The sequence below is a fragment of the Kribbella sp. NPDC056951 genome, from assembly GCF_042674205.1.
In the GTDB taxonomy this organism is placed as follows: domain Bacteria; phylum Actinomycetota; class Actinomycetes; order Propionibacteriales; family Kribbellaceae; genus Kribbella; species Kribbella yunnanensis.
Genome location: NZ_JBHUQZ010000002.1, coordinates 69390 through 93645, shown reverse-complemented (window position 1 = coordinate 93645; position 24256 = coordinate 69390). Strand labels below are relative to the sequence as shown.

The 24256-nt window shown below is 67.7% G+C and carries 22 protein-coding genes, 3 tRNA genes and 1 riboswitch; of the genes, 14 read left to right on the top strand and 11 right to left on the bottom strand.

Annotated features, from left to right (window positions below; translation table 11 throughout):
* Nucleotides 1-195: 195 nt before the first annotated feature.
* From ACFTSF_RS07980 to ACFTSF_RS07970, 3 genes are read right to left on the bottom strand one after another with little or no spacing between them, the layout of a single operon-like run.
* The gene (locus ACFTSF_RS07980) at nt 196-639 is read right to left on the bottom strand and encodes a pyridoxamine 5'-phosphate oxidase family protein (protein WP_380153153.1); all 444 of its coding nucleotides are present in this window, start codon (nt 637-639) and stop codon (nt 196-198) included.
* Entirely contained in the window at nt 636-1778 is a 1143-nt protein-coding gene (locus ACFTSF_RS07975; RefSeq protein ID WP_380153152.1) for a sensor histidine kinase, read from the bottom strand. The genes ACFTSF_RS07980 and ACFTSF_RS07975 overlap by 4 nt, the downstream gene beginning before the upstream one ends.
* Entirely contained in the window at nt 1775-2437 is a 663-nt protein-coding gene (locus ACFTSF_RS07970) for a response regulator transcription factor (RefSeq protein WP_380153151.1), read from the bottom strand. Before ACFTSF_RS07970 ends, ACFTSF_RS07975 begins: the two co-directional genes overlap by 4 nt.
* A gap of 183 nt (nt 2438-2620) precedes the next feature.
* On the opposite strand from ACFTSF_RS07970, the gene ACFTSF_RS07965 reads away from it, so the two are divergent.
* The 6 genes from ACFTSF_RS07965 to ACFTSF_RS07940 all read left to right on the top strand — a co-directional run bounded on the left by ACFTSF_RS07965 (nt 2621) and on the right by ACFTSF_RS07940 (nt 6134).
* On the top strand, nt 2621-3544 hold the full coding sequence (locus ACFTSF_RS07965; protein WP_380153150.1) for an ABC transporter ATP-binding protein: 924 nt from the start codon (nt 2621-2623) through the stop codon (nt 3542-3544).
* Entirely contained in the window at nt 3541-5010 is a 1470-nt protein-coding gene (locus ACFTSF_RS07960) for an ABC transporter permease subunit (RefSeq protein ID WP_380153149.1), read from the top strand. Before ACFTSF_RS07965 ends, ACFTSF_RS07960 begins: the two co-directional genes overlap by 4 nt.
* Nucleotides 5007-5699 (top strand): ABC transporter permease, encoded by a 693-nt coding sequence (locus ACFTSF_RS07955; RefSeq protein ID WP_380153148.1) that lies wholly within the window; start codon nt 5007-5009, stop codon nt 5697-5699. The genes ACFTSF_RS07960 and ACFTSF_RS07955 overlap by 4 nt, the downstream gene beginning before the upstream one ends.
* 165 nt (nt 5700-5864) lie before the next feature.
* Nucleotides 5865-5937 (top strand) — tRNA-Gly (locus tag ACFTSF_RS07950).
* Nucleotides 5938-5968: 31 nt separating this feature from the next.
* A tRNA-Cys gene (locus ACFTSF_RS07945) sits at nt 5969-6039 on the top strand.
* 23 nt (nt 6040-6062) lie between these two features.
* Nucleotides 6063-6134 (top strand) — tRNA-Val (locus tag ACFTSF_RS07940).
* A gap of 181 nt (nt 6135-6315) precedes the next feature.
* On the opposite strand, the gene ACFTSF_RS07935 is transcribed toward ACFTSF_RS07940, so the two are convergent.
* The 3 genes from ACFTSF_RS07935 to ACFTSF_RS07925 form a co-directional block, all read right to left on the bottom strand.
* A complete protein-coding gene (locus tag ACFTSF_RS07935) occupies nt 6316-7059 on the bottom strand; it encodes an SDR family NAD(P)-dependent oxidoreductase (RefSeq protein WP_380153147.1) in 744 nt (247 codons plus the stop codon).
* 19 nt (nt 7060-7078) lie between these two features.
* The gene (gene rsgA, locus ACFTSF_RS07930; RefSeq protein WP_380153146.1) at nt 7079-8143 is read right to left on the bottom strand and encodes a ribosome small subunit-dependent GTPase A; all 1065 of its coding nucleotides are present in this window, start codon (nt 8141-8143) and stop codon (nt 7079-7081) included.
* 162 nt (nt 8144-8305) lie between these two features.
* On the bottom strand, nt 8306-9556 hold the full coding sequence (locus tag ACFTSF_RS07925; RefSeq protein WP_380153145.1) for a YihY/virulence factor BrkB family protein: 1251 nt from the start codon (nt 9554-9556) through the stop codon (nt 8306-8308).
* A gap of 18 nt (nt 9557-9574) precedes the next feature.
* Between ACFTSF_RS07925 and ACFTSF_RS07920 the strand changes: the two genes are divergently transcribed.
* From ACFTSF_RS07920 to ACFTSF_RS07910, 3 genes are all read left to right on the top strand, one after another.
* The gene (locus ACFTSF_RS07920; protein ID WP_380153144.1) at nt 9575-11203 is read left to right on the top strand and encodes an acyl-CoA dehydrogenase family protein; all 1629 of its coding nucleotides are present in this window, start codon (nt 9575-9577) and stop codon (nt 11201-11203) included.
* A riboswitch (ZMP/ZTP riboswitch) is annotated at nt 11201-11282 on the top strand. (Overlaps the previous gene by 3 nt.)
* 26 nt (nt 11283-11308) lie before the next feature.
* A complete protein-coding gene (locus ACFTSF_RS07915) occupies nt 11309-12757 on the top strand; it encodes a glycine hydroxymethyltransferase (protein ID WP_380153143.1) in 1449 nt (482 codons plus the stop codon).
* A gap of 39 nt (nt 12758-12796) precedes the next feature.
* A complete protein-coding gene (locus tag ACFTSF_RS07910) occupies nt 12797-13261 on the top strand; it encodes a MarR family transcriptional regulator (RefSeq protein ID WP_344146966.1) in 465 nt (154 codons plus the stop codon).
* Here the strand turns inward: ACFTSF_RS07910 and ACFTSF_RS07905 are convergent.
* From ACFTSF_RS07905 to ACFTSF_RS07885, 5 genes are all read right to left on the bottom strand, one after another.
* Nucleotides 13258-14427: an amidase gene (locus ACFTSF_RS07905; protein ID WP_380153142.1), complete on the bottom strand. Its 1170-nt coding sequence runs from the start codon at nt 14425-14427 to the stop codon at nt 13258-13260. The genes ACFTSF_RS07910 and ACFTSF_RS07905 overlap by 4 nt on opposite strands.
* Nucleotides 14428-14449: 22 nt before the next feature.
* Entirely contained in the window at nt 14450-15358 is a 909-nt protein-coding gene (locus ACFTSF_RS07900) for an alpha/beta fold hydrolase (RefSeq protein ID WP_380153141.1), read from the bottom strand.
* An 83-nt stretch (nt 15359-15441) separates the two neighbouring features.
* Nucleotides 15442-15798 (bottom strand): ACT domain-containing protein, encoded by a 357-nt coding sequence (locus tag ACFTSF_RS07895; RefSeq protein WP_380153140.1) that lies wholly within the window; start codon nt 15796-15798, stop codon nt 15442-15444.
* Between the two features lie 35 nt (nt 15799-15833).
* A complete protein-coding gene (locus tag ACFTSF_RS07890; protein WP_380153139.1) occupies nt 15834-17678 on the bottom strand; it encodes a glycoside hydrolase family 9 protein in 1845 nt (614 codons plus the stop codon).
* 61 nt (nt 17679-17739) lie between these two features.
* The gene (locus ACFTSF_RS07885; protein ID WP_380153138.1) at nt 17740-18300 is read right to left on the bottom strand and encodes a winged helix-turn-helix domain-containing protein; all 561 of its coding nucleotides are present in this window, start codon (nt 18298-18300) and stop codon (nt 17740-17742) included.
* 382 nt (nt 18301-18682) lie between these two features.
* Here ACFTSF_RS07885 and ACFTSF_RS07880 point away from each other — a divergent pair, with 382 nt between their 5' ends.
* The 5 genes from ACFTSF_RS07880 to ACFTSF_RS07860 all read left to right on the top strand — a co-directional run bounded on the left by ACFTSF_RS07880 (nt 18683) and on the right by ACFTSF_RS07860 (nt 24209).
* On the top strand, nt 18683-20380 hold the full coding sequence (locus ACFTSF_RS07880; RefSeq protein WP_344146952.1) for a nitrite/sulfite reductase: 1698 nt from the start codon (nt 18683-18685) through the stop codon (nt 20378-20380).
* 142 nt (nt 20381-20522) lie between these two features.
* Nucleotides 20523-21209: a phosphoadenylyl-sulfate reductase gene (locus ACFTSF_RS07875; RefSeq protein WP_344146949.1), complete on the top strand. Its 687-nt coding sequence runs from the start codon at nt 20523-20525 to the stop codon at nt 21207-21209.
* The gene (gene cysD, locus ACFTSF_RS07870; protein ID WP_380153137.1) at nt 21206-22132 is read left to right on the top strand and encodes a sulfate adenylyltransferase subunit CysD; all 927 of its coding nucleotides are present in this window, start codon (nt 21206-21208) and stop codon (nt 22130-22132) included. The genes ACFTSF_RS07875 and cysD overlap by 4 nt, the downstream gene beginning before the upstream one ends.
* Nucleotides 22132-23433 carry a sulfate adenylyltransferase subunit 1 gene (locus ACFTSF_RS07865; RefSeq protein ID WP_380153136.1) on the top strand — a complete coding sequence of 434 codons (1302 nt, stop codon included), beginning with the start codon at nt 22132-22134 and terminating at the stop codon, nt 23431-23433. Before cysD ends, ACFTSF_RS07865 begins: the two co-directional genes overlap by 1 nt.
* Entirely contained in the window at nt 23430-24209 is a 780-nt protein-coding gene (locus tag ACFTSF_RS07860) for a sirohydrochlorin chelatase (RefSeq protein WP_380153135.1), read from the top strand. The genes ACFTSF_RS07865 and ACFTSF_RS07860 overlap by 4 nt, the downstream gene beginning before the upstream one ends.
* Nucleotides 24210-24256 lie beyond the last annotated feature (47 nt).

Below are 24256 nucleotides of genomic sequence, written 5' to 3'. Positions count from 1 at the left end.
CGGGTCGCCTTCGTCGTTTGTGCGGCTGCGCTTCGCTTGCCGCGGAGTGGGGGCTTCGCCACCCACACCCCCTGCGCCTCGCTTCGCGTCGGCGGCGACGGTTGCGGCGCGCTCCCCCGGTTCGGCGCTGGGGCTGGGGCGCGTTTGCACGGTTCCGGCGATGGCTGATGTGCGCTTCCCAGGGCCGGCGGTCGGTTAGATCAGCCAAGTGCCGTTCGTCATGAGGGTTCTTTCTTTTAGTTCGTTGGCTTCTTGCCAGGCTTGGATTTTGGTGGGGGTTGCGCGGATGAAGGGGTAGTTGGGGAGGGGGCGGGGGTCGAAGCCTGCTTTGGTGGCGAAGGCTTGGGCTTCGGTGGGGGTTGGTTGGGTGGGGTCGGTGGTGGCGGTGATGTGGACTACGTCTCGGAGGGTGCCGAGGGTTAGTTGGAGGAGCGGGTTCAGGTGGAGGTTTTTGGCGGTGGGGTTGGTGGTGGCGGTGGCTAGGTAGAGGTGGGTGCCGTTCCAGAGGAAGGAGAGGGGCATTAGGTACGGCGTGCCTTCTGGGGAGGCGGTGGCTACCCAGGCGTCGATGTCGTGTTCTAGGCGGTCGAGGGTGTCTTGTTTGCGGGTGGCTAGGGGGCGGGGGGCTGTTGCGGTCATGTCGGTACGGTTTCACGGGGCGTGGATGAGTCGGTAGGCATGGTGGTGGGGATGAAGTGGGCGGTGATGGTTAGGCCGCCTTCGGGGTGAGTGGTGGTTGTCAGGGGTGCGTGGTGGGCGGCCGCGACGGCGTTGACTATGGCTAGGCCTAGGCCGTGGCCGTCGGGGTGGTTTTGACGGTTGGTGGGGTGTTTTTGGAAGGGGCGGAAGAGGCGGTTGAGGTCTTCGTCGGGGATGACTGGGCCGGTGTTGGTGATGGTGAAGGTGGTGTGGGCGGCGGCGGTTTGGGTGGTGATGGTTATTTGGCCGTTGGGGTGGTTGTGGTGGATGGCGTTGTCGACGAGGTTGGCGATGAGGCTTTCGATCAGGTGGGGGTCGCCGGCGGTGGGGGCGGGCGAGAGGTTTGCGGCTAGGTCGATGCCTTTGGCGGTTGCTTGGTGGTGGCGGGTGGCTAGGACTCGTTCGGTGACCTGTGCTAGGTCGACGGGGTCTTGGCGGGAGAGTCCGCGCTCGCTGGTGGCTAGGACTAGTAGTGCCTCGACGATGCGTTCCTGCTGCTGGCCTAGGGCTAGAGCTTCTTGGCAGGTGGAGCGCAGGGAGTCTGTGGTGGCATCGGGGTCGGATAGGGCGACTTCTAGCAGGGTGCGTAGGCCGGCGAGCGGCGTACGTAGCTCGTGGGAGGCGTTGGCGACGAAGTGGCGTTGCGCGTCGAAGGCGGCCTCCAAGCGGGCGAACAACTCGTCGAGGGTTTGGCCGAGTTCTGTCAGCTCGTCGGTGGGTTCGCCGAGGTCGAGGCGTCGGTGGAGGTCGCCGGTGGAGATGACTTGGGCAGCGGCAGTGATGGACCGCAGCGGACGCAGGAAGCGGCCGGCGACGATCCAGCCGAGAGCGAAGGCCACCGGGATCAGAACGATCAGGGCGGCGGCCGATCCCACCAAGAGCTGCGGCAGGGTGATTCCGCTGCCGGTTCCGGTGATGGCGCCCGACGAGGCTTGGCCCTCGGGTGTCACTGACTGGACCCCGGCGAGCGGGACGACGACGGACGCGAGCACCACGACTCCGGCGGCGTAGATACCAGTTGCGTAGGCGAGCGCGAGGCGTTTCTGCAGGGACTTCCGGCCGCGCCGCGGCGACGTCATGACGGTCCGATGCAGTAGCCGCCTTCGCGGATGGTCCGGATCACCGGCGGATCGCCGAGCTTGGCTCGCAGGCGGTGCATGGTGTGCTTGACCGCGCTGCTGAAGGGGTCCGCGGCCTCGTCCCAGACGCGTTCGAGCAGGTCCTCGGCGGAGATCACCAGGCCGGGTGCGGCGAGCAGACATTCCAGGAGTGCGAACTCCTTGGCACTCAACTCGAGCCGCCGGCCGGCCCGAGAGGCGGTACGGCGGGCTGGGTCGAGCGTGAGGTCGCCCCAGGCCAGCGTGGGCGGGAGCGGCGGGCCGGTACGGCGAGCCAGCGCGCGGATGCGGGCGACCAGTTCGGCGAACGCGAACGGTTTGGGTAGGTAGTCATCGGCACCGAGTCCGAGCCCGTCCACGCGATCCTCGATCGTGCCGGAGGCGGTGAGCATCAGGATCCGGGTCTCGGAGCGCCCCCGGGCGAGTTGCCGGCAGATCTCGTCTCCGGGGACACCGGGCAGATCGCGGTCGAGGACCACCACGTCGTACCGGGTGCCGGTCAGGCGGTCGAGGGCGGCAGTTCCGTCCAGTACGACGTCGACGGCCATGCCCTCGCGGCGCAACCCGGTTCCGATGGAACGGGCCAGGACCTCGAAGTCCTCGACGACCAATACCCTCATCGCCGCTCACCGCAGGCCGTCGTACGGGCAGTGCAGCGGAACCGGCCAAGCGGTCGAGATGCCATGGCTTCACGATGTCAGATCCCAGGTCGCAGCCGGGTCGCAGCGAATGCGACCGTGCTGAAACCGGACGCCACGTAGAACCGTCGGCATGAATCCATTCCGAACCATGAACTCGCCGCGATGAGCGCCCCAGGAATCGTCGTGGCCGGGCTGCGGAAGCGGTACGGCGGGACGCAGGCACTCGACGGTATGTCGTTCGCAGTCCGCTCCGGGCTGGTGACCGGCTTCGTCGGGCCGAACGGCGCCGGGAAGTCCACCACCATGCGGGTCATCCTCGGCCTCGACGCCGTCGATGAGGGCACCGCGCTGATCGACGGCCGGCCCTACCGCAGCCTGCGGCACCCACTGACCCATGCCGGTTCCCTGCTGGACGCAGCGGCGCTGCACCCTGCGCGGAGCGCCCGCAACCACCTGCTGTGGCTCGCACATTCACAGGGATTGCCAGTACGGCGGGTGGATGAGGTCATCGAGCAAGTCGGCCTGACCCCGGCGGCCAGGCGCAAGACGGGGGGCTACTCACTCGGCATGCGGCAGCGGCTCGGGATTGCGGCGGCCCTGCTGGGTGATCCGCCGATCATCATGCTCGACGAGCCCTTCAACGGCATGGACCCCGAGGGCATCGTCTGGATGCGTGGATTCCTGCGCTCGCTGGGTGCTCAGGGCCGCAGTGTCTTGGTGTCCAGCCATCTGATGAGCGAGTTGCAGGACACCGCCGATCATCTGGTGGCGGTCGGGCGCGGCAAGGTCCTCGCCGATAGCAGCGTGGCCGACCTCATCGCAACCGCGTCCAGGAACCGCGTCGCCGTACGGACCACCGCCACGGCGGCAGCGACCGCCGTACTGTCCGGCGCCGGCGCTGTTGTCGCCGCCGCGAGCCACGACACCGTCACGGCTACCGGCATCGCCTCGAATCACATCGTCACGCTGCTGAACGACAGCAGGGTGCCCTTTTCCGAAGTGTCGGCACATCGCGCGACGCTCGAACAGGCCTATCTCGAGCTCACGCGCAGTGCGGTCGAGTTCCGTGCCGAGGTACCGCAGTGATCTCCTTCCGCCAGTTGCTGCACGCAGAATGGACCAAGTTCCGCACGGTCCGGGGCTGGGTGACCGGCATGGTCGCGGCCGCACTGATGATGGTGATGTTCGCCCTGCTCGCCGGTCTCAGCAGCGACCAGAAGGGTGCACTGCCCGTTCCGATCGGACCGTACGGCGGGCCGGTCACCGACAGCTTCTACTTCGTGCACCAGCCGATCACCGGCGATGGCAGCATCACCGTTTCCGTCGCCGCGCTCGAGAGCAGTGTCCCGGAGGGGCCGGAGACATTGCGGCCCGGCAGCGTGCCATGGGCGAAAGCCGGTCTCATCGTCAAGGCAGGCACCGAGCCGGGATCGCCGTACGTCGCGATCATGTTGACCGGCGAGCATGGCGTGCGAATGCAGGACAGCTATGTCAACGACACTGCCGGCCCTGGCTCCGCGGCGTCTCCACAGTGGCTGCGGCTGGACCGTTCTGGTGACGTGATCACCGGATATGCCTCCAGTGACGGCACGAACTGGAGCGAGGTGGGCACTGCGCAGCTGGCCGGGTCCAGCGCACAGGTGGGGCTGTTCGTCGCCTCGCCGCCGGCTGTAGGAGGCGGGGGGACAGCCGGGACCGTGTCCACAGCGACCTTCGGGAATCTCCGCGTTCGGGGAGGCTGGGCCGGCGGCTCCTGGGCGGGTGATCAGGTGGGAGCTGAGTCCCCGACGTTCGCCGGCTATCCCGCGAACGCCGCAGGCTCGTTCATGAGTACCGATGCGCAGTTCACGGTCACTGGTGCCGGTGACATAGCCCCGGCTGTGCGCGACAGCCTGCCAACGGGCGGCCATCTTCGAGACCTGCTGACCGGGACGTTCGCGGCGCTGATTGCAGTGATCGTCGTGGGTGCGCTGTTCGTCACCGACGAGTACCGGAGCGCGATGATCCACCTCACCCTGGCCGCGAGTCCACGGCGGAGCAGGGTCCTGGTGTCCAAGGCGATCGTGGTGTGGGTGGTTACCTTCGTGGCCGGGTTCGCCGGGGCGGTTCTCGCGGCACCACTCGGCGAGCGGCTCGCCCGGGTCAACGGCGTCTACATCTTTCCGGTGTCGTTCTCGACCGAGCTGCGAGTGGAGCTCGGGACCGCAGCCTTGCTCGCGACCGCGGCGGTCCTGGCGGTGTCGGTCGGCGCCATCGTCCGGCACAGCGCGGCCGCGGTCACCACGGTCGTCGTGGCCATCGTGCTCCCCTACCTCTTGATCGCCATCCCCTTCGTACCGGCTGCTGTGTCGAAGGTGGTCGCCACGGTCACACCGGGAGCAGCCTTCGCGGTTCAGCAGACGCTCGTTCCGTACGACCAGGTCGCCAGCAACTACACGCCCTACTACGGGTACTACCCGCTGGCGCCTTGGGCTGGCGTCGCCGTACTGGCCGGATACGCCGCGGTCAGCCTGGCAGTGGCCGCTGTGCTTCTCCATCGGAGGGACGCATGAGGCTCGCGCTGCACGGTGAATGGACCAAGCTGCGAACTGTCGCCGGCCCGCTGTGGCTCCTGGTCGGAACGGTCGCGGTGACCGTGGCCCTGAGCGCAGTTGCGACCTCTGTGGTGAGTTGCACCGCGGCTGGCTGTGGCGGCGACACCACGAGGCTCACCGTCAGCGGCATCTACCTCGGGCAGGCGCTGGTCGCCGTACTCGCTGTGCTGGTCATCAGCGGCGAGTACGGCTCTGGGATGGTTCGTACCAGCCTCACTGCGATTCCTCGCCGTACGACGCTCTTCGTGGCCAAGGCCGTGATCCTCAGCGGAGTGGTGGCGCTCGCCGCGACGGTTGCCGTCATCGGCTCGTACGTCGCCGGGCGACTGGTTCTGCCGCCACCCGGGAACCAGGCGCTCTCGCTCGCCACGCTGCGCGCGATCGGTGGAGCGGTTGTCTACCTAGTCCTGATCGGCTTGCTGAGCCTCGGTGTCGCCACCGCCGCGCGCGACTCCGCCGCCAGCATCGGGGGCGTTCTCGGCCTGCTCTACATCGTCCCGATCATCTCCCAGACCATCAGTGATCCAGACTGGCAACGCCGGCTCGAGAAGCTCGCACCGATGACAGGCGGTCTCGGCGTGACGGCGGTCTGGGCCGGCCTGGCTCTCGTGGTCGGCGGGCTGCTGCTGCGTCTCCGAGACTCGTAGCGCAGTGATGAAAAGCAGGGGTTTCGACGGCGTGTTGAGTGGACAGAAAGGGTGGTGCTTGTGTGACGGATGAGGTGGTTTTCAGGCGTGAGAATCCGGTTTTGGCGCAGCCAAAAAGTGCGCTACTGTTCTGCTCACGCCGGAGAACACCAAACCGGACGTAGTGCGGACGTAGCTCAGTTGGTAGAGCGTAACCTTGCCAAGGTTAAGGTCGCCGGTTCGAGCCCGGTCGTCCGCTCGGAGATGGTCCTAGGGGCCTCACTCTGCACGGTGGAGTGGCCGAGAGGCGAGGCAACGGCCTGCAAAGCCGTGTACACGGGTTCGAATCCCGTCTCCACCTCGAAGAACTTCAGGTTCTTTGACGGACGATTGGCGCAGCGGTAGCGCGCTTCCCTGACACGGAAGAGGTCACTGGTTCGATCCCAGTATCGTCCACGAAGTCGATAGGCGACCTGTGTCCCCGGAAAGCGGGGACCGGGTCGCCTTCGTCGTTTGTGCGGCTGCGCCTCGCTTGCCGCGGGCGGGGGCTTCGCCACCCGCACCCCCTGTCGCCTCGCTTCGCATCGGCGGCTGGGGCTGGTGAGCGCTCACCCGGTTCCGCGCTGGGGTTGCGTTGCTACATCCTTAGGTGGGAGGCGCCGTTGAAGTCGAGGATGGTGCCGGTGGCGAATTCGGCGGCGGGGCTGGCCAAGTACAAGATGGCGGCGGCTACTTCGGTGGGGGCGGCTACTCGGTCTAGGGGGCTTTCTTGGCTTCGGCGGTTGACGCCTTCGCCGGCTAGGTTTTCGGCGGCCATGTCGGTGGTGGTCCAGCCGGGGGCGATGGCGGTGACGGCTATGCCTTCGGGGCCTAGGGCTCTGGCTAGGGACTGGGTGAAGGAAACTATGGCTGCCTTCGAGGCGCCGTACGCGGGTTGGTTGGGTTCGCCGCGGAAGGCGCCTCGTGAAGAAACGTTGATGATGCGGCCGCCGCGGGGCATGTGGCGGACTGCGCACCAGGTGGCGTTCGCGGGGCCGATCAGGTTGACGGCGAGGGTGTCGGTCCAGGCCTGCTGCCATTCCTCGTACGTCGTTTCGCGGATCCGGTGCGGGTGGTAGACGCCGGCGTTGTTGACCAGTACGTCGATGCGCCCCAACCCGGCCGCGGCCTCGTCGACCATCGTCTGTACGGCGTCCGGATCGGCCAGGTCGGCGTGGACCATGACATGCCCACTGCCTGGTAGAGCGGCTAACACCTTCGAGGCGGACTCGCGGGAGGAGCTGTAGTGGACGGCGACCCGGTCGCCATCGGCGGCGAAGGCGTGGGCGGTGGCGGCACCGATGCCGCGTGAGGCACCGGTGATCAGAACGGCACGATCCATACGGAGATCATGTCAGGACCTAACGCGGCTTGATGTCCCGGCGGTAGGACTTGCTCGCCCGCACCCACTCCTTCTTCGCCAACTGCCGCGCCCGCGCATCCGAGCGCCGCGCCATGTACGCCGCCTCCTTGCGCAGCTGGACCCAGCTCTCGTAGCGCCGGTACGGCAGCGTCCCGTCCTCGAGTGCCGCCTTCACCGCGCACCCCGGTTCGCCATCGTGCGAGCAGTCCTTGAACCGGCAGTTCTCAGCCAGCGCAGTCACATCCGGGAACGCGGCCGCCAGCCCCTCACCCGACTCCTGCAGACCGATCCCCCGCAGCCCCGGCGTGTCGATCACCACGCCACCAGCCGGCAGTACGACGAGCTCCCGCCGTACCGAGGTGTGCCGGCCCTTGCCGTCCTCGCGGATCTCCTGGACATCCAGCAGCTCCACACCGGCCAGCGCGTTCACCAGCGACGACTTGCCCGCGCCACTCGACCCGAGCAGCGCCAGCGTCGCATCCCCCGCCACCAGCTCGCGGACGGAATCCATACCGGCACCGGTCGCGGTACTACACACCAGTACGTCGGCCCCGGGCGCGGCCGCCGCGACGTCCTCGGCCACGGCGTCGGCATCACCGACCAGGTCGGCCTTCGTCAGTACGACGACCGGCCGGGCACCGCTCTCCCAGGCCAGCGTGAGAAAGCGCTCTATCCGGCCGATGTTCGGCTCGGGATGGAGTCCGACGACGATCGCGATCACGTCGACATTCGCGGCCAGCAGCTGGCCTTTCGACGTACCGCTGACTTCGGCGCGGACGATCGCCGTACGGCGTGGTGCCAGCGACTCGACGGTGATGCGGTCGTCCGGCCAATGGCGGAGCACCGCCCAGTCCCCTGTGCAGGGTGCGGCGTGGGCATCACCGGCGATCGCGCCGAGGAGCCCACCGGACCACGAGGCGCGGACCGGTCCGTCCTCGGTGAGAACTGTCGCCAGGCCCTTGTCGACCCGGGCGACTCGCCCCGGCACCAGCTCGGCCGGGACGGATTCGAAGAAGGCGGCCGTGGAACTGTCGAGTCCCAGAGCCTGCAGTGTCACGGACATGACGAACCTTTCGGAAGGTCCGGCCGCGAGGTCAGCTCAGCGGACGGACAGAACGGGAGACAACGGCCCGGCGACAGGCCGATAAGTGGCTCATGGTGGGGACGCCTCCCTTCCAGTTCCTGCGGGTCCTGATCGAGGACCGGTGATCGCGACGCGACCAGCCTATGTCGTCCGATTCGTCGTGCGCACCGGATTTTCGGCCGGCGCGGGCTCCGGTACCGCCTCCGCCTTGGGCGCCGCCTCCGCCTTGGGCGCGGTCTCGGGCTTGGGCTTCGGCGGCTCGGGCTCGGCATCGACGGCCGGTGTCTTCGCCGGCTCGCGTTCGGAGAGCCGCTCGATCCGGCGCGCGACCGCCAGCTCCGGCCGCTCGAACTCGGGCCGCTGCTGGTCCGGTACCGGCACCGCGTGATCGGGCTCGTCGTGGTGATGCGGATCCGGCTCGGCCTTCATCACCGGCTCGACCTCGACCTCGTCGTCGTCATCGGCCAACTTCGGCAGCGCGGGCTCGCGGGTCTTGGCCGGCCAGAGCCGGTTCACGACCGCGTTCAGCGCCGCGCCGATCAGTACGGCGATCGTGGTCATGTACAGCCACATCAGTACGGCGATCGGCGCAGCGAGCGGACCGTAGATCGACGTACCGCCGACGGTGCTCTGCAGGATCCAGCGGAGCACGAAGCTGCCCAGGATCCAGATCGACAGCGCGAGGAACGCGCCGGGCAGGTCGGAGACCCACGGCGTCCGGACCGGCACGGACACGTGGTACAGCGTGTTCAAGAAGCCTGCGGAGAGGATCGTGACGACAGGCCAGTACAGCTGGTTCAGGAAGTCGAGGCGGGGTGGGAGGAGCTGGTCCACCGCCTCAGGCCCGGCCAGCACCAGCGGGAGCACGATGACGCCGATCACCAGGGCGATGCTGTACAGACTGAAGGAGAGCGCGCGGGTCCGGACGATGCCACGCTTGCCGCCCATCCCGTACATGATCGTGATGGTGTCGACGAAGACGTTCAGCGCGCGGCTGCCCGACCACAAGGCCAGCACGAAACCGATCGAGATGACGTCCGGACGGCCGCCGTTCAGGACCTTGTCCAGAGTCGGCACGATGACGCTGTTCACGGAGTCGTCGGTGAGCGCTCTCGCGGCGAGCTCCGCGATCTCGAGCTTGATCTGCGCGATCTGGACGACGTTCAGCCAGCGGTCCGCGATGTAACCGAGGCTGCCGGCCAGCCCGAAGATCAGCGGCGGCAGCGAGAGGATCGCGAAGAACGCTCCCTCGGCGGCCAGGCCGGTGACGCGGTAGCGCAGACACTCGCCGACCGTCTGGGTGAGCAGCTTCCAGATCGTCGAGGGGATCTTGCGGACCCATGCCAAGGAGACCGAGCTCCCACTCGCGGGCCCTGCCCCTGAACGTGCCATACCGCTTACCGTACTGATATGGCGGACCCTTTCGCGGTAACGAATCAGGCTCCCCCACTGCAGGGGGTGAACTTCTTCACCTCCGACGCTGCCCTCGGTGACGCTTTGCGGCCGTACGGCGACCTGGCGGCGGACCCCGGCCTGGTCCGGATCGGAGCGGTGGCGGGATCGGAGGAAGCGCTCTCTCACGCGCTCCCGGCGAACCAGAATCCACCGGTTCTGCGCACCCACGACCGCTACGGGAACCGGGTCGACGAGGTCGACTTCCACCCGTCGTGGCACTGGCTGATGGAGAAGGCCGTCGGCTTCGGACTGCAGGCCGCGCCGTGGACGAGTTCCGGGCCCGCGCCGCATCTGACGCGCGCGGCGGGGTTCTACGTCTGGTCGCAGGTCGAGCCGGGGCACGGCTGCCCGATCTCGATGACGTACGCCGCGGTCCCTGCGCTGCGGGCGGACGAGCGGCTCGCGGCCGAGTGGATTCCGCGACTGGCTTCGACCGAGTACGACGTACGACGGTTGCCCGGGGCAGCCAAGCGCGGCGCGCTGGCCGGGATGGGGATGACCGAGAAGCAGGGTGGTTCCGATGTGCGGGCCAACCTGACGACCGCGATTCCTGCTGGTGGAGACGGTGAGTACCTGCTCGACGGGCACAAGTGGTTCTGTTCGGCGCCGCAGGTCGATGTGTTCCTCGTGCTGGCTCAGGCGCCGGACGGGCTGAGCTGTTTCGTCGTCCCCCGGGTGCTTGCTGACGGCAACCGGAACACGTTCGCGCTGCAACGCCTAAAGGACAAACTCGGCAACCGCTCGAACGCCTCCAGCGAAGTCGAATTCCACAGCACCGTCGGCTACCGCCTGGGCGACGAAGGCGCCGGCGTCCGCACCATCATCGAAATGGTCGCCGCCACCCGCCTCGACTGCGTCCTAGGCTCCGCCGCCCTCCAACGCCGAGCCCTCGTCGAAGCCACCTGGCACACCCACCACCGCTCTGCCTTCGGCAGCCTCCTGTCCGACAAACCCGCCATGCTCAACGTCCTAGCCGACCTAGCCCTAGAGAGCGAGGCAGCAACCGCTCTCTCGATGCGGCTCGCCGCGGCGGTCGACTCTTCGGTTGGCGGCGACCAGCAGGCGACCGCCTTCCGAAGGATCGGGCTGCCTCTGGCGAAGTTTTGGGTTTGTAAGCGGACTTCGTTTGTGGTGGCGGAGGCGTTGGAGTGTTTGGGCGGGAACGGGTTTGTGGAGGAGTCGGGGTTGCCGCTGCTCTTCCGGGAGTCGCCTTTGAACTCGATCTGGGAGGGGTCGGGGAATGTGAATGCGCTGGATGTACTGCGGGCGCTTCGGCGGCCGGAGTCGTTGGAGGCTTGGCTGGTGGAGGTGGGGGCGGCACAGGGGGCCGACAGCCGGCTGGATGCGGCGGTGAACGACGTACTGCAGGCGTTGGCGGATGTTGAGGGGGCCGAGGCGGGGGCGCGCAGGTTGGCGGCTCGGATGGCTTTGTGTCTGCAGGGGTCGTTGCTGGTGCGGTACTCGACGCCGGCGGTGGCGGACGCGTTTGTGGCGTCGCGGCTGGCTGGGGACTGGGGTGGCGTGTTCGGGACGTTGCCACGCACGACACCCTTCCGGGAGATCGTCGAGCGCACGATAGGGTGAGCTGGTCGCGACTGGCGCGCTGAGGTGGAGTACCACCGGGGAGCGAAAAGCGTTGGCACCGTGCGCCTGGGTGCCTCGAACCACTGCAACCTGCAGGAGACAACGATGACTCAACCCTTCGACGCTGCCAAGGCATCGGCCGCCTACCGCAACGCGCTCGAGGTGATCGCCTCCGTCGAGCCGACGATCGCCGGTGCGATCAAGGCCGAGCTGGCCGACCAGCGCTCCTCGCTGAAGCTGATCGCGAGTGAGAACTACGCCTCCCCCGCCACTCTGCTGACGATGGGTAACTGGCTCTCGGACAAGTACGCCGAGGGCACCGTCGGGCACCGCTTCTACGCCGGTTGCCAGAACGTCGACACCGTCGAGCAGACCGCGGCCGACCACGCGCGTGAGCTGTTCGGCGCGCCGCACGCCTACGTTCAGCCGCATTCCGGGATCGACGCCAACCTGGTCGCCTTCTGGGCGATCCTGGCGCAGCGGATCGAGTCCCCGGCGCTGGCCGAGGTCGGTGCGAAGCACGTCAACGACCTGTCCGACGAGGACTGGGACAAGCTCCGCAAGGCGCTCGGCGACCAGAAGATGCTCGGCATGTCGCTGGACGCCGGCGGTCACCTGACCCACGGCTTCCGCCCGAACATCTCCGGCAAGATGTTCAACCAGCACTCCTACGGCACCGACCCGGAGACCGGCCTGCTGGACTACGACGAGGTCGCGCGCAAGGCCCGTGAGTTCAAGCCGCTCATCCTGATCGCGGGCTACTCGGCGTACCCGCGCAAGGTGAACTTCGCCAAGATGCGTGAGATCGCCGACGAGGTCGGCGCAACCCTGATGGTCGACATGGCGCACTTCGCCGGTCTGGTCGCGGGCAAGGTCTTCACCGGCGATTTCGACCCGGTACCGCACGCGCACGTCACCACGACGACCACGCACAAGTCGCTGCGCGGCCCGCGTGGCGGCATGGTGCTGTGCCAGCCCGAGTACGCCGAGTCGGTCGACCGCGGCTGCCCGATGGTGCTCGGTGGTCCGCTCAGCCAGACGATGGCCGCCAAGGCGGTCGCGCTGGCCGAGGCCCGCCAGCCGGAGTTCCAGACCTACGCGCAGGCCGTCGCCGACAACGCCGTCACCCTCGCCGAGGGTCTGATGAAGCGCGGCGTCAAGCTCGTCACCGACGGTACCGAGAACCACCTGGTCCTGCTGGACGTATCGTCGTACGGCATCACCGGCCGGCAGGCCGAGTCGGCGCTGCTCGACGCGGGCATCGTCACCAACCGCAACGCGGTCCCCCGCGACCCGAACGGCGCCTGGTACACCTCGGGTGTCCGGATCGGTACGCCGGCGCTGACCACGCGCGGGTTCGGCGCTGACGAGTTCGACCGCGTGGCCGAGCTGATCGTCGACGTACTGTCGTCGACCACGCCCACCACGACGGCGGCCGGTGCACCCTCGAAGGCCAAGTACGTGCTGGCCGACGGGGTCGCCGACAAGACCCGCGCAGCCTCGGCGGAGATCCTCGACAAGCACCCGCTGTACCCGGGTCTCGAGCTCAGCTGACAAACAATCAGAAACTTCTGATTAATGTAAGGTTCAATCATGGCGCCCACCCCGGATGAAGTCAGTCAGTACGTCGAACGCTTCGCCGGGGTGATGGCCAACAGTGGGGTGCCGACGATGTCGGCCCGGGTGATGGGCCGGATGCTCGTCAGCCCGAACGGAACGATGACCGCGGCTGAGCTGGCCGAGACGTTGCAGATCAGCCAGCCTGCGGTGTCCGGCGCGGTCCGGCAGCTGATCCAGATGTCGTTCATCTCCCGGGAGCGGATGCCGGGTTCCCGCAAGGATCACTACCGGATTCGCGAGGATGTATTCGCCGCGATTCTCGAACGCCGCAATCAGGCCCTGACCGAATGGGCGGCCAGCAGCGCGTACGGCGCGGCTCTCTTCGGCGCCGACACCACCGTCGGCCGTCGGCTGTCCGAGGCGGCCGAGTTCTTCACGTTCGTGCACGGTGATCTCGAGCAGACGATGAAGGACTGGCGAGCCAAAAACCCAGGCTAGGCGACGATTCCGGGCCTTGGCAGCTCGACCAGCAGGCGCTTCGCCACCGCGAGCGCGGTCGCATCATCGCCGTACGGCGTGACCACTTGCGCGCCGACGGGGAGTCCGTCGAGCAGTCCGACCGGCACGCTGACGGCTGGGTGGCCGGTAACGTTGAACGCCCAGCACGGGTCGCCGACGATGATGTTCTCGTCGTACTGATCGTAGCCGTGGGCAACAGTCAGCGTGGTCGGGGTGACGAGCGCGTCGACGACGTTGAACAGATCAGCCAGCGCGGTGTGGTTGTGATCCCGTACGGCGCGTGCTCGTTGCACGTCCGCAGCCGCGACACCTCGTCCCGCATCCAGCGCGGATAGCACCTGCCAGGCATCGTCGGTGGGCAGCAACTTCAGCGGTACGTCGATCACGTCGACGACCGACAGGCGGTTGCGAATCAGCTGGTCAACGGCCGGATCCGCGGCGTACTGGCTGAGTGTCGGCAGATAGGCCACCCGCCAGGGGCCCTCGGCAAGTATCGGCACCGGCCAGTGCGGTAGCGCCGTTGGATCCAGCCGATGCGGTCCACTCACGACACTCGTCGCGAGCATCACGTCACCGAGGTTCGCACCGATCACGCCGGCCGTGGTGAGCCCACCGAGCCCTCGGCCGACTGCTCGCGGGACCCTGCCGTAGGTGCCTTTGAACCCCACCAAACCGCAGAACGACGCCGGAATCCTGAGGGACCCTCCACTGTCGCCACCAGTCGCCAGCGGTACGACGCCCGCCGCAACCGCCGCCGCTCCCCCGGCCGTAGACCCACCCGGCGACCGCTTCACATCCCAAGGGTTCCGCGTGTACTCGCGCCCGTTCCACCCATACGTCTGCGACCCAGGTCCCGGCCGCGCCCGCGTCGCCGTCCCGATCGGAATCGCGCCGGCCGCCAACAGTCGCTCCAGAATCGGCGACTCCGGCGGCGTCCGAGCCTTCACCAGAAACGGCACCCCCGCCAACAGGCCCGCCGGATCCACCTCCCGAGCCAGCCGCAACGCCGTACCGGCATCCAACTCTTCCAGGAAATGCAGCACCGAATCCAACCGCCGAGCCGCATCCACTGCTTCCTCGACCACCGCGAGAGGCGACAACTCCCCCGCCCGAACCCCAGCCGCAATCGCCCCCGCACTCAGCACCGCTGCAGCCTAACTGTTTCGGTTATGAGCACACCGAGGTGAGGTGTTCGAGGAGGAGGGTGGTGGTGGCTTCGGCGGCTTCGGTTGGAATGTTGTGGCCGATACCGGCGAGGATCTCGAGGCGGTAGTGACCGGTGACCCAGTTCTTGGTCGCGTGGACGCCCGAGGGTGCGACTGCCGGGTCTTTCGTGCTGGCGATGAACAGCGTCGGGATCGTGATCTTCTGCTCGTAGCCGGTGAAGTCGTTGGCCCGGTACCAGTTGAGCGCTGCGGTCAGCGCACCTGGCTGCGAGAACCTCTCGAGGTACTTCGCGGGCAGCGTGGGCGGCCCGCCGGCGAGAATGACGTTCTCGGGAATCGGAGCCGGTTGCCGGAAGAAGTTCATGTACTTGGAGGCCTCTTGCTGAACCGGATCGGTCCGCAGCGCCTCGGCAAAGGCACCGAGATGCGGCACGGATACCGCCGTCAGCGACCGCACGCGCCGGGAGTGCTTCGCCGCAGCGACCCACGCGACCGCGGCACCCCAGTCATGTCCGACCAGGTCGAACCGGCCCCAGCCCAGGGAGTCGGCGATCGCACGAACGTCCGCGACCGGGTGATCCAGGTGGTAGTCCGCGACGCTGGTCGGCCGCACGCCCGGCGAGTAGCCGCGCTGGTCGGGCGCTACCGCCCGATAGCCGGCCGCGGCCAGCCCGAGCAACTGGTGCTCCCAGTCGAGGCCGATCGCCGGAAAGCCGTGCAGTAACAGCACCTTTCGGCCGTGCCGCGGACCCGCGGCGACGGCGTCGAAGGTCCCAGCGCGGGTACGGATCCGCAGTGGTGTGAGGTCTGGCGAACCGGAGGCTCGCGCCGTGCTTGAGACACCGAGAGTCGTCAGACCGGTAGCGGCAGCGAGCATCATGAAGGCTCTGCGAGAGTGCGAAGTCGGCATGCCGCGAGTCTGGTCCGTCGGACGGCAGACAGACCACCAACCTGCCCCCACCTTCCTGGTGGGTCCAGGTCCACTGACGGCACCTAGTCGACGATGGTGTGGCCGGCGGCTTGGAGGGTTGCGATGGCTGCGTCGAGGTCCGCTTCGGCTACCAGGACGAGGTCGGCTTGATAGGTGGAGGCCGCGCAGACCGAGAGGCCGGCAGCGGCTAAGGGATGGACGATCGCGGCGAGCATGCCTGGCTGGTCCAGGGCGTGCGGTTCGTTGTTGTAGAAGGCTCGCCAGGGCTCGGCTCCGCCCTCGGTCTCACAGATGACCGTCGTACCAGCGGGCGTTCGGGACATCGCCCACCAGTCGCCCGCAGGGACAGCCGGTACGCCGTCGGTGACGTGGGTGATGGTGAAGCGCGGCCGGAGGAGGGTCAGGGTTTGGGCTTGCATAGGCTCAGTCTCCGCCGACCGCGGGTCCAACAAAGTTAGCGGGTGAGGGCGTAGACGGCGATGGCGGCGAAGTCGTCGGCGGGTTCGGAGGCTTGCCAGGAGCGGACGTCGTCGACATAGCGTGAGCCGCGGCCGGTGAACTCGGCGTACTGGTCGACGCCGTTCGCCGGGCAGGCGTTCATGCCGTCGAGGTGATCGCCGAGGCCTTCCTCGAACAGGTCGGCGGAGTTCGGGCCGTTGACGACGGCGCCGACCACCTGGCGGCCGAGGATGTTGCCGATCTGGTGATGCGGGCACTGGCCGGCGTTCGAGCCGACGCCGACCATGAACGACACGCCCCACGCGTTGGCGCCGAAGGCCCAGTCGATTTGCTGAGCACCGAAGGTGTCGTACCGACGGTCGCCGGTCACCTGCCGATACAGCCGTGCAGTCGCCGCCAACCCAAAGGTGTGCGGTACGGCGTCGAAATTGTCGTACTGCGCGCCCGCCCGGAACGGGTCCTGAGCGGCGCGCGTGGTCCCGATCGCCAACTGAGCCCGCAAGTCAGCACTCAGCTTGGCCACCAGTGCACGGTCGGATCGCGCCGCGCGGATGAGATCCGCGTGCGCGAGCGCACTCACGTCGTACAGGTTGAGCGTGTCGCCGCCCGCCTCGTGCTCCAGATACTGGCCGGCCCAGTACGACGCCTGTCGCACCCAACCGGCGGCCCGGCGATCGCCCAGCCGGTGAGCCGCCAACGCCAGCTCAGCCGCACCCAGCTCGAGGTCGTCGCGCCAGGCGGATTCGGGGTAGAACGCAAACGGCAACGACGTCACCAGCTGACCGACATTAGTGGTCTTGGCCTGGGCGAAGATCTGCGCAGCCGTCTCCAGGTGCTTGCGCGCCAGGCGACGGTCGGTCCGCGCCTCGACCTGTGCCGCCAAAGCAAACGCGGCCGCCGTGCGACCGGCCAGGTTCGGGCTGATCAGCTGCCCAGGGGCCGCCGCGCGGAACACCGGCCGGTTGCGCAAGTGACGTTCGGCAGGTGAAGTCAGGTGGTCGTCCGCCTCGGGCAGCCGCCAGATGTCGTGGTCACCGATGAATGTGCCCTCGGCGTTGCCGGTGCCGACACCGACCTGGATGTAGAGCGTCTTCGACTTCTCATCCCACATCTTGTCGAGCCACTTCAGCCCGTGGCGAGCCTCGTTCGTCACCTTGCGATCCGGCCGCCGCGCGTCCCGGGCCGATGCCCACAGCAACGAGTCCGAGTACGCCGCGATGTGCGTGAACTTGAGGTAGTCGCCCGCGTCGTACCAGCCACCCTCGACATCAACCGGACCAGCAACCCGCTGCAGCTCACCCACCGTCTGATCGGTGTCCGGATTCACGAACGTCGGCGTTTCGTAGACCTGCGCCGCCCGATCCGTCAGGTGTGCGGGCTTGCGCCCGAGAGACCCCGGTACGACGTTCGCCCCGTCCCGCTGCTCGGTGAAGAAGTTCACCGCCTTGTCCTTCGCCGACGTCGCCAGCGCATCCCCGTCGGCCCGCACGACGAACGCGGGCGACGACGCGACCCCAGGCACCTCGACCCGATAGGTCCCCGGCACCCACAGCCGGGTCAGGTCCACCTGCGAGACGTGCTGGTACTTCGCGTTCCACTCCCCCAGCTCGGCGCCAACCTTGCCGGTCAGCACCCGACGACCCCGGCTGTCGACGACCGAGAAGGACTTCCCGGTCACCGCGCCCTCGCTCAGCACGTACGCCGACTTTCCGTCGAAGGCGCCGTACCCGAGCTGATTGACCCGAACCGCGCCCCCGGTCGCGGCCTCGACCGGGCCGACCAAGCCCAGCACCAAGCCGCCCGCCACCACAACCGATCCCACCCGGCGTATCGCCTTCACAACAGCCTCCTCCATCAACAGTTAGGAAAGTTTCCTGTTGATCCGAGGAAATGTACAGAGGTCAGGGCTGCGCCGGGACCCCCTGGGCGAAGACGTACACCGGTTCCGCCTCGGGTTCGGTCGACGGGTTGTCGACGTACTCCTCGAGGACCTCCTGGATCCGCTCGCGCAGCTCGGTCAGCCGCTCGGGCGTGAGCCGCAACCAGACATCGATGGACAGCTCCGCCTCGCCCCACGCCGCGCCGTACTCCGGGCGCTTGGCGACCCAGTCGCGGATCTTGCCGGCGCGGTACGTGACGTTGCTCTCCTCGGCCACCCCGCCGATCAGCTCCGCGCCCGGCTCGTCGTCACCAACGCGCCAGGAGTACGACGACCAGGCGCTCTTCCACCACCGTTCGCGCCGGTCCTTGGCCAGCTCGGGGACCTCCTCGATCACCCCCGCGGTGGCAAGCACCTTCAGGTGGTGGCTGATGTTCCCGACCATCTCCCCTGTCCGCGCAGCGAGCACCGACACGGTGGACGGTCCGTCGACTGCGAGGATGTCCAGCAGCCGGCGTCGTAGCGGGTGATCCACGGCCTGCACTCGGGAGGCTCCGGGTGAACGGGTCTTTTTCGGCGACATGAGTCCATGGTAATTAGACAAGATATCTTGTACAAGCTTCATTGCTCAGCGTGTTTCAGGCGGGAATCAAAACACACCAGACTGGTCGGGATAGCCACATCGTGAGATCGCGTCTCGCGATGCAGGATTGGGAGTTGATTTGTCAGCCGTTCACGCTGACTCTTGTTGACATGCTCGCTGCCCGCTCAACTCACCTCGTAGGTCGGATTCATGTCGACCTCGGGCGGATGCGCAGCGCCATCTGTCGTCCTTCGATGCTCTGACAGCCACCCCGCTCGAAACATCAGCTGGGTGCGCACCGCGCAGACCAGGTCGAATCGACGACGCTTCGAGCTAGGCCCCCGCGGACGCACCTGTCTCTAGGACAAGGACACCGTTCCGGATGACTGGCGTCTCCTCACCGCAGGCCGGTACCACCCGCAAGCCCGCCCGCCCCCGTAAGGGCAAGGGTGAGGGTCAGTGGGCGCTCGGCTACCGTGAACCCCTGAACAAGAACGAAGAGAACAAGAAGAACGACGACGGCCTGAACGTCCGGGCCCGGATCGAGAACGTCTACGCGCACCGCGGGTTCGACTCGATCGACCCGGCGGACCTGCGCGGCCGCTTCCGCTGGTGGGGCCTCTACACCCAGCGCAAGCCCGGGATCGACGGCGGTAAGACGGCGACCCTGGAGCCCGAAGAGCTGGACGACAAGTACTTCATGCTCCGGGTCCGGATCGAGGGCGGCCAGCTCTCCACCGAGCAGCTCCGCGTGATCGCCGAGATCTCCACGACCTACGCCCGCGACACCGCCGACATCACCGATCGGCAGAACATCCAGCTGCACTGGATCCGGGTCGAGGACATCCCCGCGATCTGGAACAAGCTGGAGGCCGTCGGCCTCTACACGACCGAGGCCTGCGGTGACGTGCCCCGGGTGATCATCTCCAGCCCGGTCGCCGGGATCGCGGCCGACGAGATCATCGACCCGACGCCGGCCATCGACGACATCGTCGAGAAATACATCGGTACGACGGAGTTCTCGAACCTGCCGCGGAAGTTCAAGACCGCGATGACCGGGCACCCGTCGCACGACGTCGTACCGGAGGTGAACGACATCGCGTTCGTCGGCGTCGTGCACCCCGAGCACGGCCCGGGTTTCGACGTCTGGGTCGGCGGCGGTCTGTCGACCAACCCGATGCTCGCCCAGCGTCTCGGCGCCTGGGTTCCGCTCGACGAGGTGCACGAGGCCTGGTGGGGTATCTGCAGCATCTACCGCGACTACGGCTACCGCCGGCTGCGGACCCGCGCCCGGATCAAGTTCCTCGTCGCCGACTGGGGTATCGAGAAGTTCCGTGAGGTGCTCGAGGAGAAGTACCTCAAGCGGAAGCTGATCGACGGCCCGGCGCCGGAGATCCCCGCTGTGCAGGGTGACCACGTCGGCGTCCACAAGCAGAAGGACGGCAAGTACTTCGTCGGTGTCGCGCCGGTCGTCGGTCGCGTGTCCGGCGAGAAGCTCGCCAAGGTCGCGGACGTCGTCGCGGCGCACGGCTCGGACCGGATCCGGACCACCGCCCAGCAGAAGCTGATCGTGCTCGACGTCGAGGAGTCGAAGGTCGAGTCGCTCGTCACCGAGCTGGCGGCTCTCGGCTTCCAGGCGCGGCCGTCGGCCTGGCGGCGGAACACGATGGCCTGCACCGGGATCGAGTTCTGCAAACTCGCGATCGTCGAGACCAAGGCCCGCGCGGCCCAGCTGATCGACGAACTCGAGGAGCGGATTCCCGACCTCGACGTACCGATCACGGTGAACGTCAACGGCTGCCCGAACTCCTGCGCCCGGATCCAGGTCGCTGACATCGGTCTCAAGGGCCAGCTAGTCCTCGATGCCGACGGCAACCAGGTCCCTGGCTACCAGGTGCACCTCGGCGGCGGGCTCGGCCTGGACGCCGGCTTCGGCCGCAAGCTGCGCGGCCACAAGGTGACGTCCGACGACCTCACCGACTACGTCGAGCGCGTCACCCAGAACTACCTGAAGGAGCGCAACGAGGGCGAGCGATTCGCCCAGTGGGCCACCCGAGCTGATCAGGAGGCGTTGACATGAGCGAGCGCGCTGCACCGCTTTATTGCCCGTACTGCGGGGATGAGGACCTCCGGCCATCGGAGGAAGGGCACGGCGCGTGGGAGTGCCGGCCGTGTGCACGGGTGTTCCAGCTCAAGATGATCGGTTTACGGGTGAACGTGGAATGAGTACAGACCTCAAGACAATCGCCGAAGAGGCGAATGAACGACTAGCGGACGCCTCGCCGCAGGAAGTGCTGGCGTGGGCGCGAGAGACCTTCGGGGATGACCTGGTGGTGACCGCGTCGATGGCGGACGGGGCACTCCCCCACCTGGCGGCCGAGGCGGCTCCTGGTGTCGACGTCCTGTTCCTCGACACCGGCTACCACTTCGTCGAGACGATCGGCACCCGGGACGCAGTGGCGTCGATGCTGCCAATCAACCTGATCAACGGCACTCCGCTGCAGACGGTCGCCGAGCAGGACGCCGAGTACGGCGAGAAGTTGTACGAGCGCCAGCCGGACAAGTGCTGCGCGCTCCGCAAGGTCGAGCCGCTGAATCGGCATCTGTCTCACTACAAGGCCTGGGTCACCGGCATCCGCCGCGAGGAGGCGCCGACCCGCGCGAACACTCCCCTCGTCGAGTACGACGAGAAGCGCGACATGGTGAAGCTCAACCCGATCGCCCCGTGGACGCAGGAGGACCTGGACTCCTACATCACCGACAACGGCGTACTGGTCAACCTGCTCCAGTACGACGGCTACCCCTCGATCGGCTGCGAACCGTGCACCCAACGCGTCGCCCCCGGTGAGGACCCGCGCAGCGGCCGCTGGTCGGGCACGGGCAAAGTCGAATGCGGGCTCCACACATGACCGCCATCTTGGAGGCTCCCCTGAGTACCAACACGGTAACCGAGCTGGACGCACTCGAGAGCGAGTCCATCTTCGTGTTCCGTGAGGTGGCAGCGGAGTTCGAGCGTCCGGTCATCCTGTTCTCGGGCGGCAAAGACTCGATCGTCATGCTGCACCTGGCACGCAAGGCGTTCGCACCTGCGGGAGTTCCCTTCACGCTGCTGCACGTCGACACCGGGCACAACTTCCCCGAGGTCCTCGCCTACCGCGACAACACCGTCGCCCAACTTGGGCTGCGGCTCGAGGTCGCGAGCGTCGAGGACTACATCGCCGACGGCCGGCTGCGTGAGCGCAACGACGGCACCCGCAACCAGCTCCAGACGGTTCCGTTGCTGGACGCAATCAACGAGCACCGCTTCGACGCAGTGTTCGGCGGCGGTCGGCGCGACGAGGAACGCGCCCGGGCCAAGGAGCGCATCTTCAGCCTGCGCGACGAGTTCGGCCAGTGGGACCCCCGCAACCAGCGCCCCGAGCTCTGGTCGCTCTACAACGGCAAGCACAAGCCCGGCGAGCACGTCCGGGTGTTCCCGCTGTCGAACTGGACTGAGCTGGACGTCTGGAACTACATCGCCCGCGAGAACATCCCGCTCCCGAGCATCTACTACGCCCACGAGCGCGACGTGTTCGAGCGCGACGGCATGCTGCTTGCCGTCGGCCCCTACTCACAGCCCCGTGACGGCGAAACCGTCGCCGAGCGCACCGTTCGCTACCGCACCGTCGGCGACATGTCCTGCACCGGAGCCGTCGCCTCCACCGCAACCACGCCGGCCGACGTCGTGATCGAGGTCGCGGCCAGCACCATCACCGAACGCGGCGCCACCCGCGCCGACGACCGCGCCAGCGAAGCCGCCATGGAAGACCGCAAACGAGAGGGGTACTTCTGATGAGCACCCCCCTCAACCGACAACTGCTCAGGCTCGCCACGGCGGGTTCGGTTGATGACGGCAAGTCCACGCTGGTCGGCCGGCTGCTGCACGACTGCAAGGCGATCCTCGCCGACCAGATCGCGCACGTGAAGACGGTCTCCGAAGCTCGCGGTGGTGACTTCGACTTCGCCCTGCTCACCGACGGCCTCCGGGCTGAGCGCGAACAAGGCATCACGATCGACGTCGCCTACCGCTACTTCGCCACAGACAAGCGGTCGTTCATCCTGGCCGACTGCCCCGGACACGTCCAGTACACGCGCAACACGGTCACCGGCGCCTCCACCGCGGATGTCGTGATCATCCTGGTCGACGCGCGGCACGGCGTACTGGAGCAGACCCGCCGGCACCTCGCCGTGATGGGCCTGCTGCGCGTCCCGCACGTCGTCCTCGCGGTCAACAAGATCGACCTGGTCAACTACGACGAAGCCGTCTACACCGGCATCGCCAAAGAGGTCGGGCAGCTCGCCGACCAGCTCGGCATCGCGGACCTCAAGACCATCCCGGTCTCGGCCCTGGTCGGCGACAACATCGTCACGCACTCCGAGCAGACGGCCTGGTACGCCGGTCCCACGCTGCTCGAGGTCCTCGAGAACGCAACCGGCCGGTCGGACATCTCCGGTCGCCCGCTGCGCTTCCCGGTCCAGTACGTGATCCGCCCGCAGACCGACGACGAGTACCGCGACTACCGCGGCTACTCCGGAACTGTTGCCTCCGGCACCGTTTCGGTCGGCGACCCGGTCATCGTGCTCCCGGCAGGACGCCGTACGACGGTCGCCGGCATCGACCGCCCAGTCGTGTCCGCCACCGCGACCGCAGTTGCCGAACGGCCGAGTGCGGTCGCCGGTGAAGCCGTCACGGTGCGGCTCGCCGACAACCTCGACGTCGCCCGCGGCTCAGTCATCGTCGCGGCCGACTCCTCCCCCGGCACCCGCCGGGAACTGGCCGCGACCGTGGCCTGGCTGTCCGAACGCCCACTGACCGTGGGCGCCCGGCTACTCATCAAACACACCACCACAACGGCCCAAGCGATCGTCACCAAGATCGCCGGGGTGCTCGATCTGGACACACTCGGCGTCATAGACGCCGCCGGGTTGGACCTGAACGACATCGGCAAGGTGCAGCTCAAAATCGCCGCACCGCTCGCCGCCGACCCGTACTCCAGTAACAACATCACTGGATCCTTCCTGCTGATCGACGCCCACGACGGATGGACGCTCGCAGCCGGCATGATCGACGACGAAGAAGGGGAACTGCTGTGACTGCTCCAGCTCTCGTGATCCTCGCCCACGGCAGCCGCGACCCGCGCTCGGCCGCCACCGTCCACTCGCTCGTGAAGTGCCTGCGCGAGCTGCGTGACGACCTGCGGATCGAAGCCTCCTTCCTCGACCACTGCCCGCCCACGCCGTACCAGGTGATCGGCAAGCTCGCCGCCGAGGGTGTCGAAGAGGTCGTCGTCCTGCCGCTGCTGATGTCGTCCGCCTTCCACGCCCGGGTCGACGTACCGGCCGTGATCGACGAGTCGCGCAGCCGGTTCCCGAACCTGCGGATCATCGCCTCCGACGTGCTCGGGTACGACGACTCGCTGCTCGACGTACTCGACCGCCGGATGCGCGCCGAGCTCAAGGACGGCCGGGTGCGTGAACTCGACGCGCTCGTGCTGGCGGCGGCCGGCTCCAGTGACTCACAGGCCAACGCCAGCGTGACCCGCCTGGCGCGCCTGTGGGGTCAGCGGCACAAGCTGCCGGTCACCGCTGCGTTCGTGTGCGCCGCGACGCCGTCACCGGCCGAGGCCGTCCTGCAGTGGCGGCTCGAGGGTCGTCGGCACGTCGCGGTCGGCTCGCTGTTCCTCGCTCCCGGCGTGCTGCCGGACCGCGCGGAGTCCATGTCCCGCAAGGCGGGCGCGGTCGCGGTCTCCCGGCCGCTCGGCGTCAGCGCCGAGGTCGCGCGCCTGGTCCTCCTCCGGTACGGCGTTGCCGGTCTCGACCTACTCACGCTGGCCCCGGCACCGCGCCCGGTGCTCGTGCAGTCTGCGTAGTACTGGCCCCTCCGGGAGCTACGGTTTCGCGCAATAGCGCGTCGTAG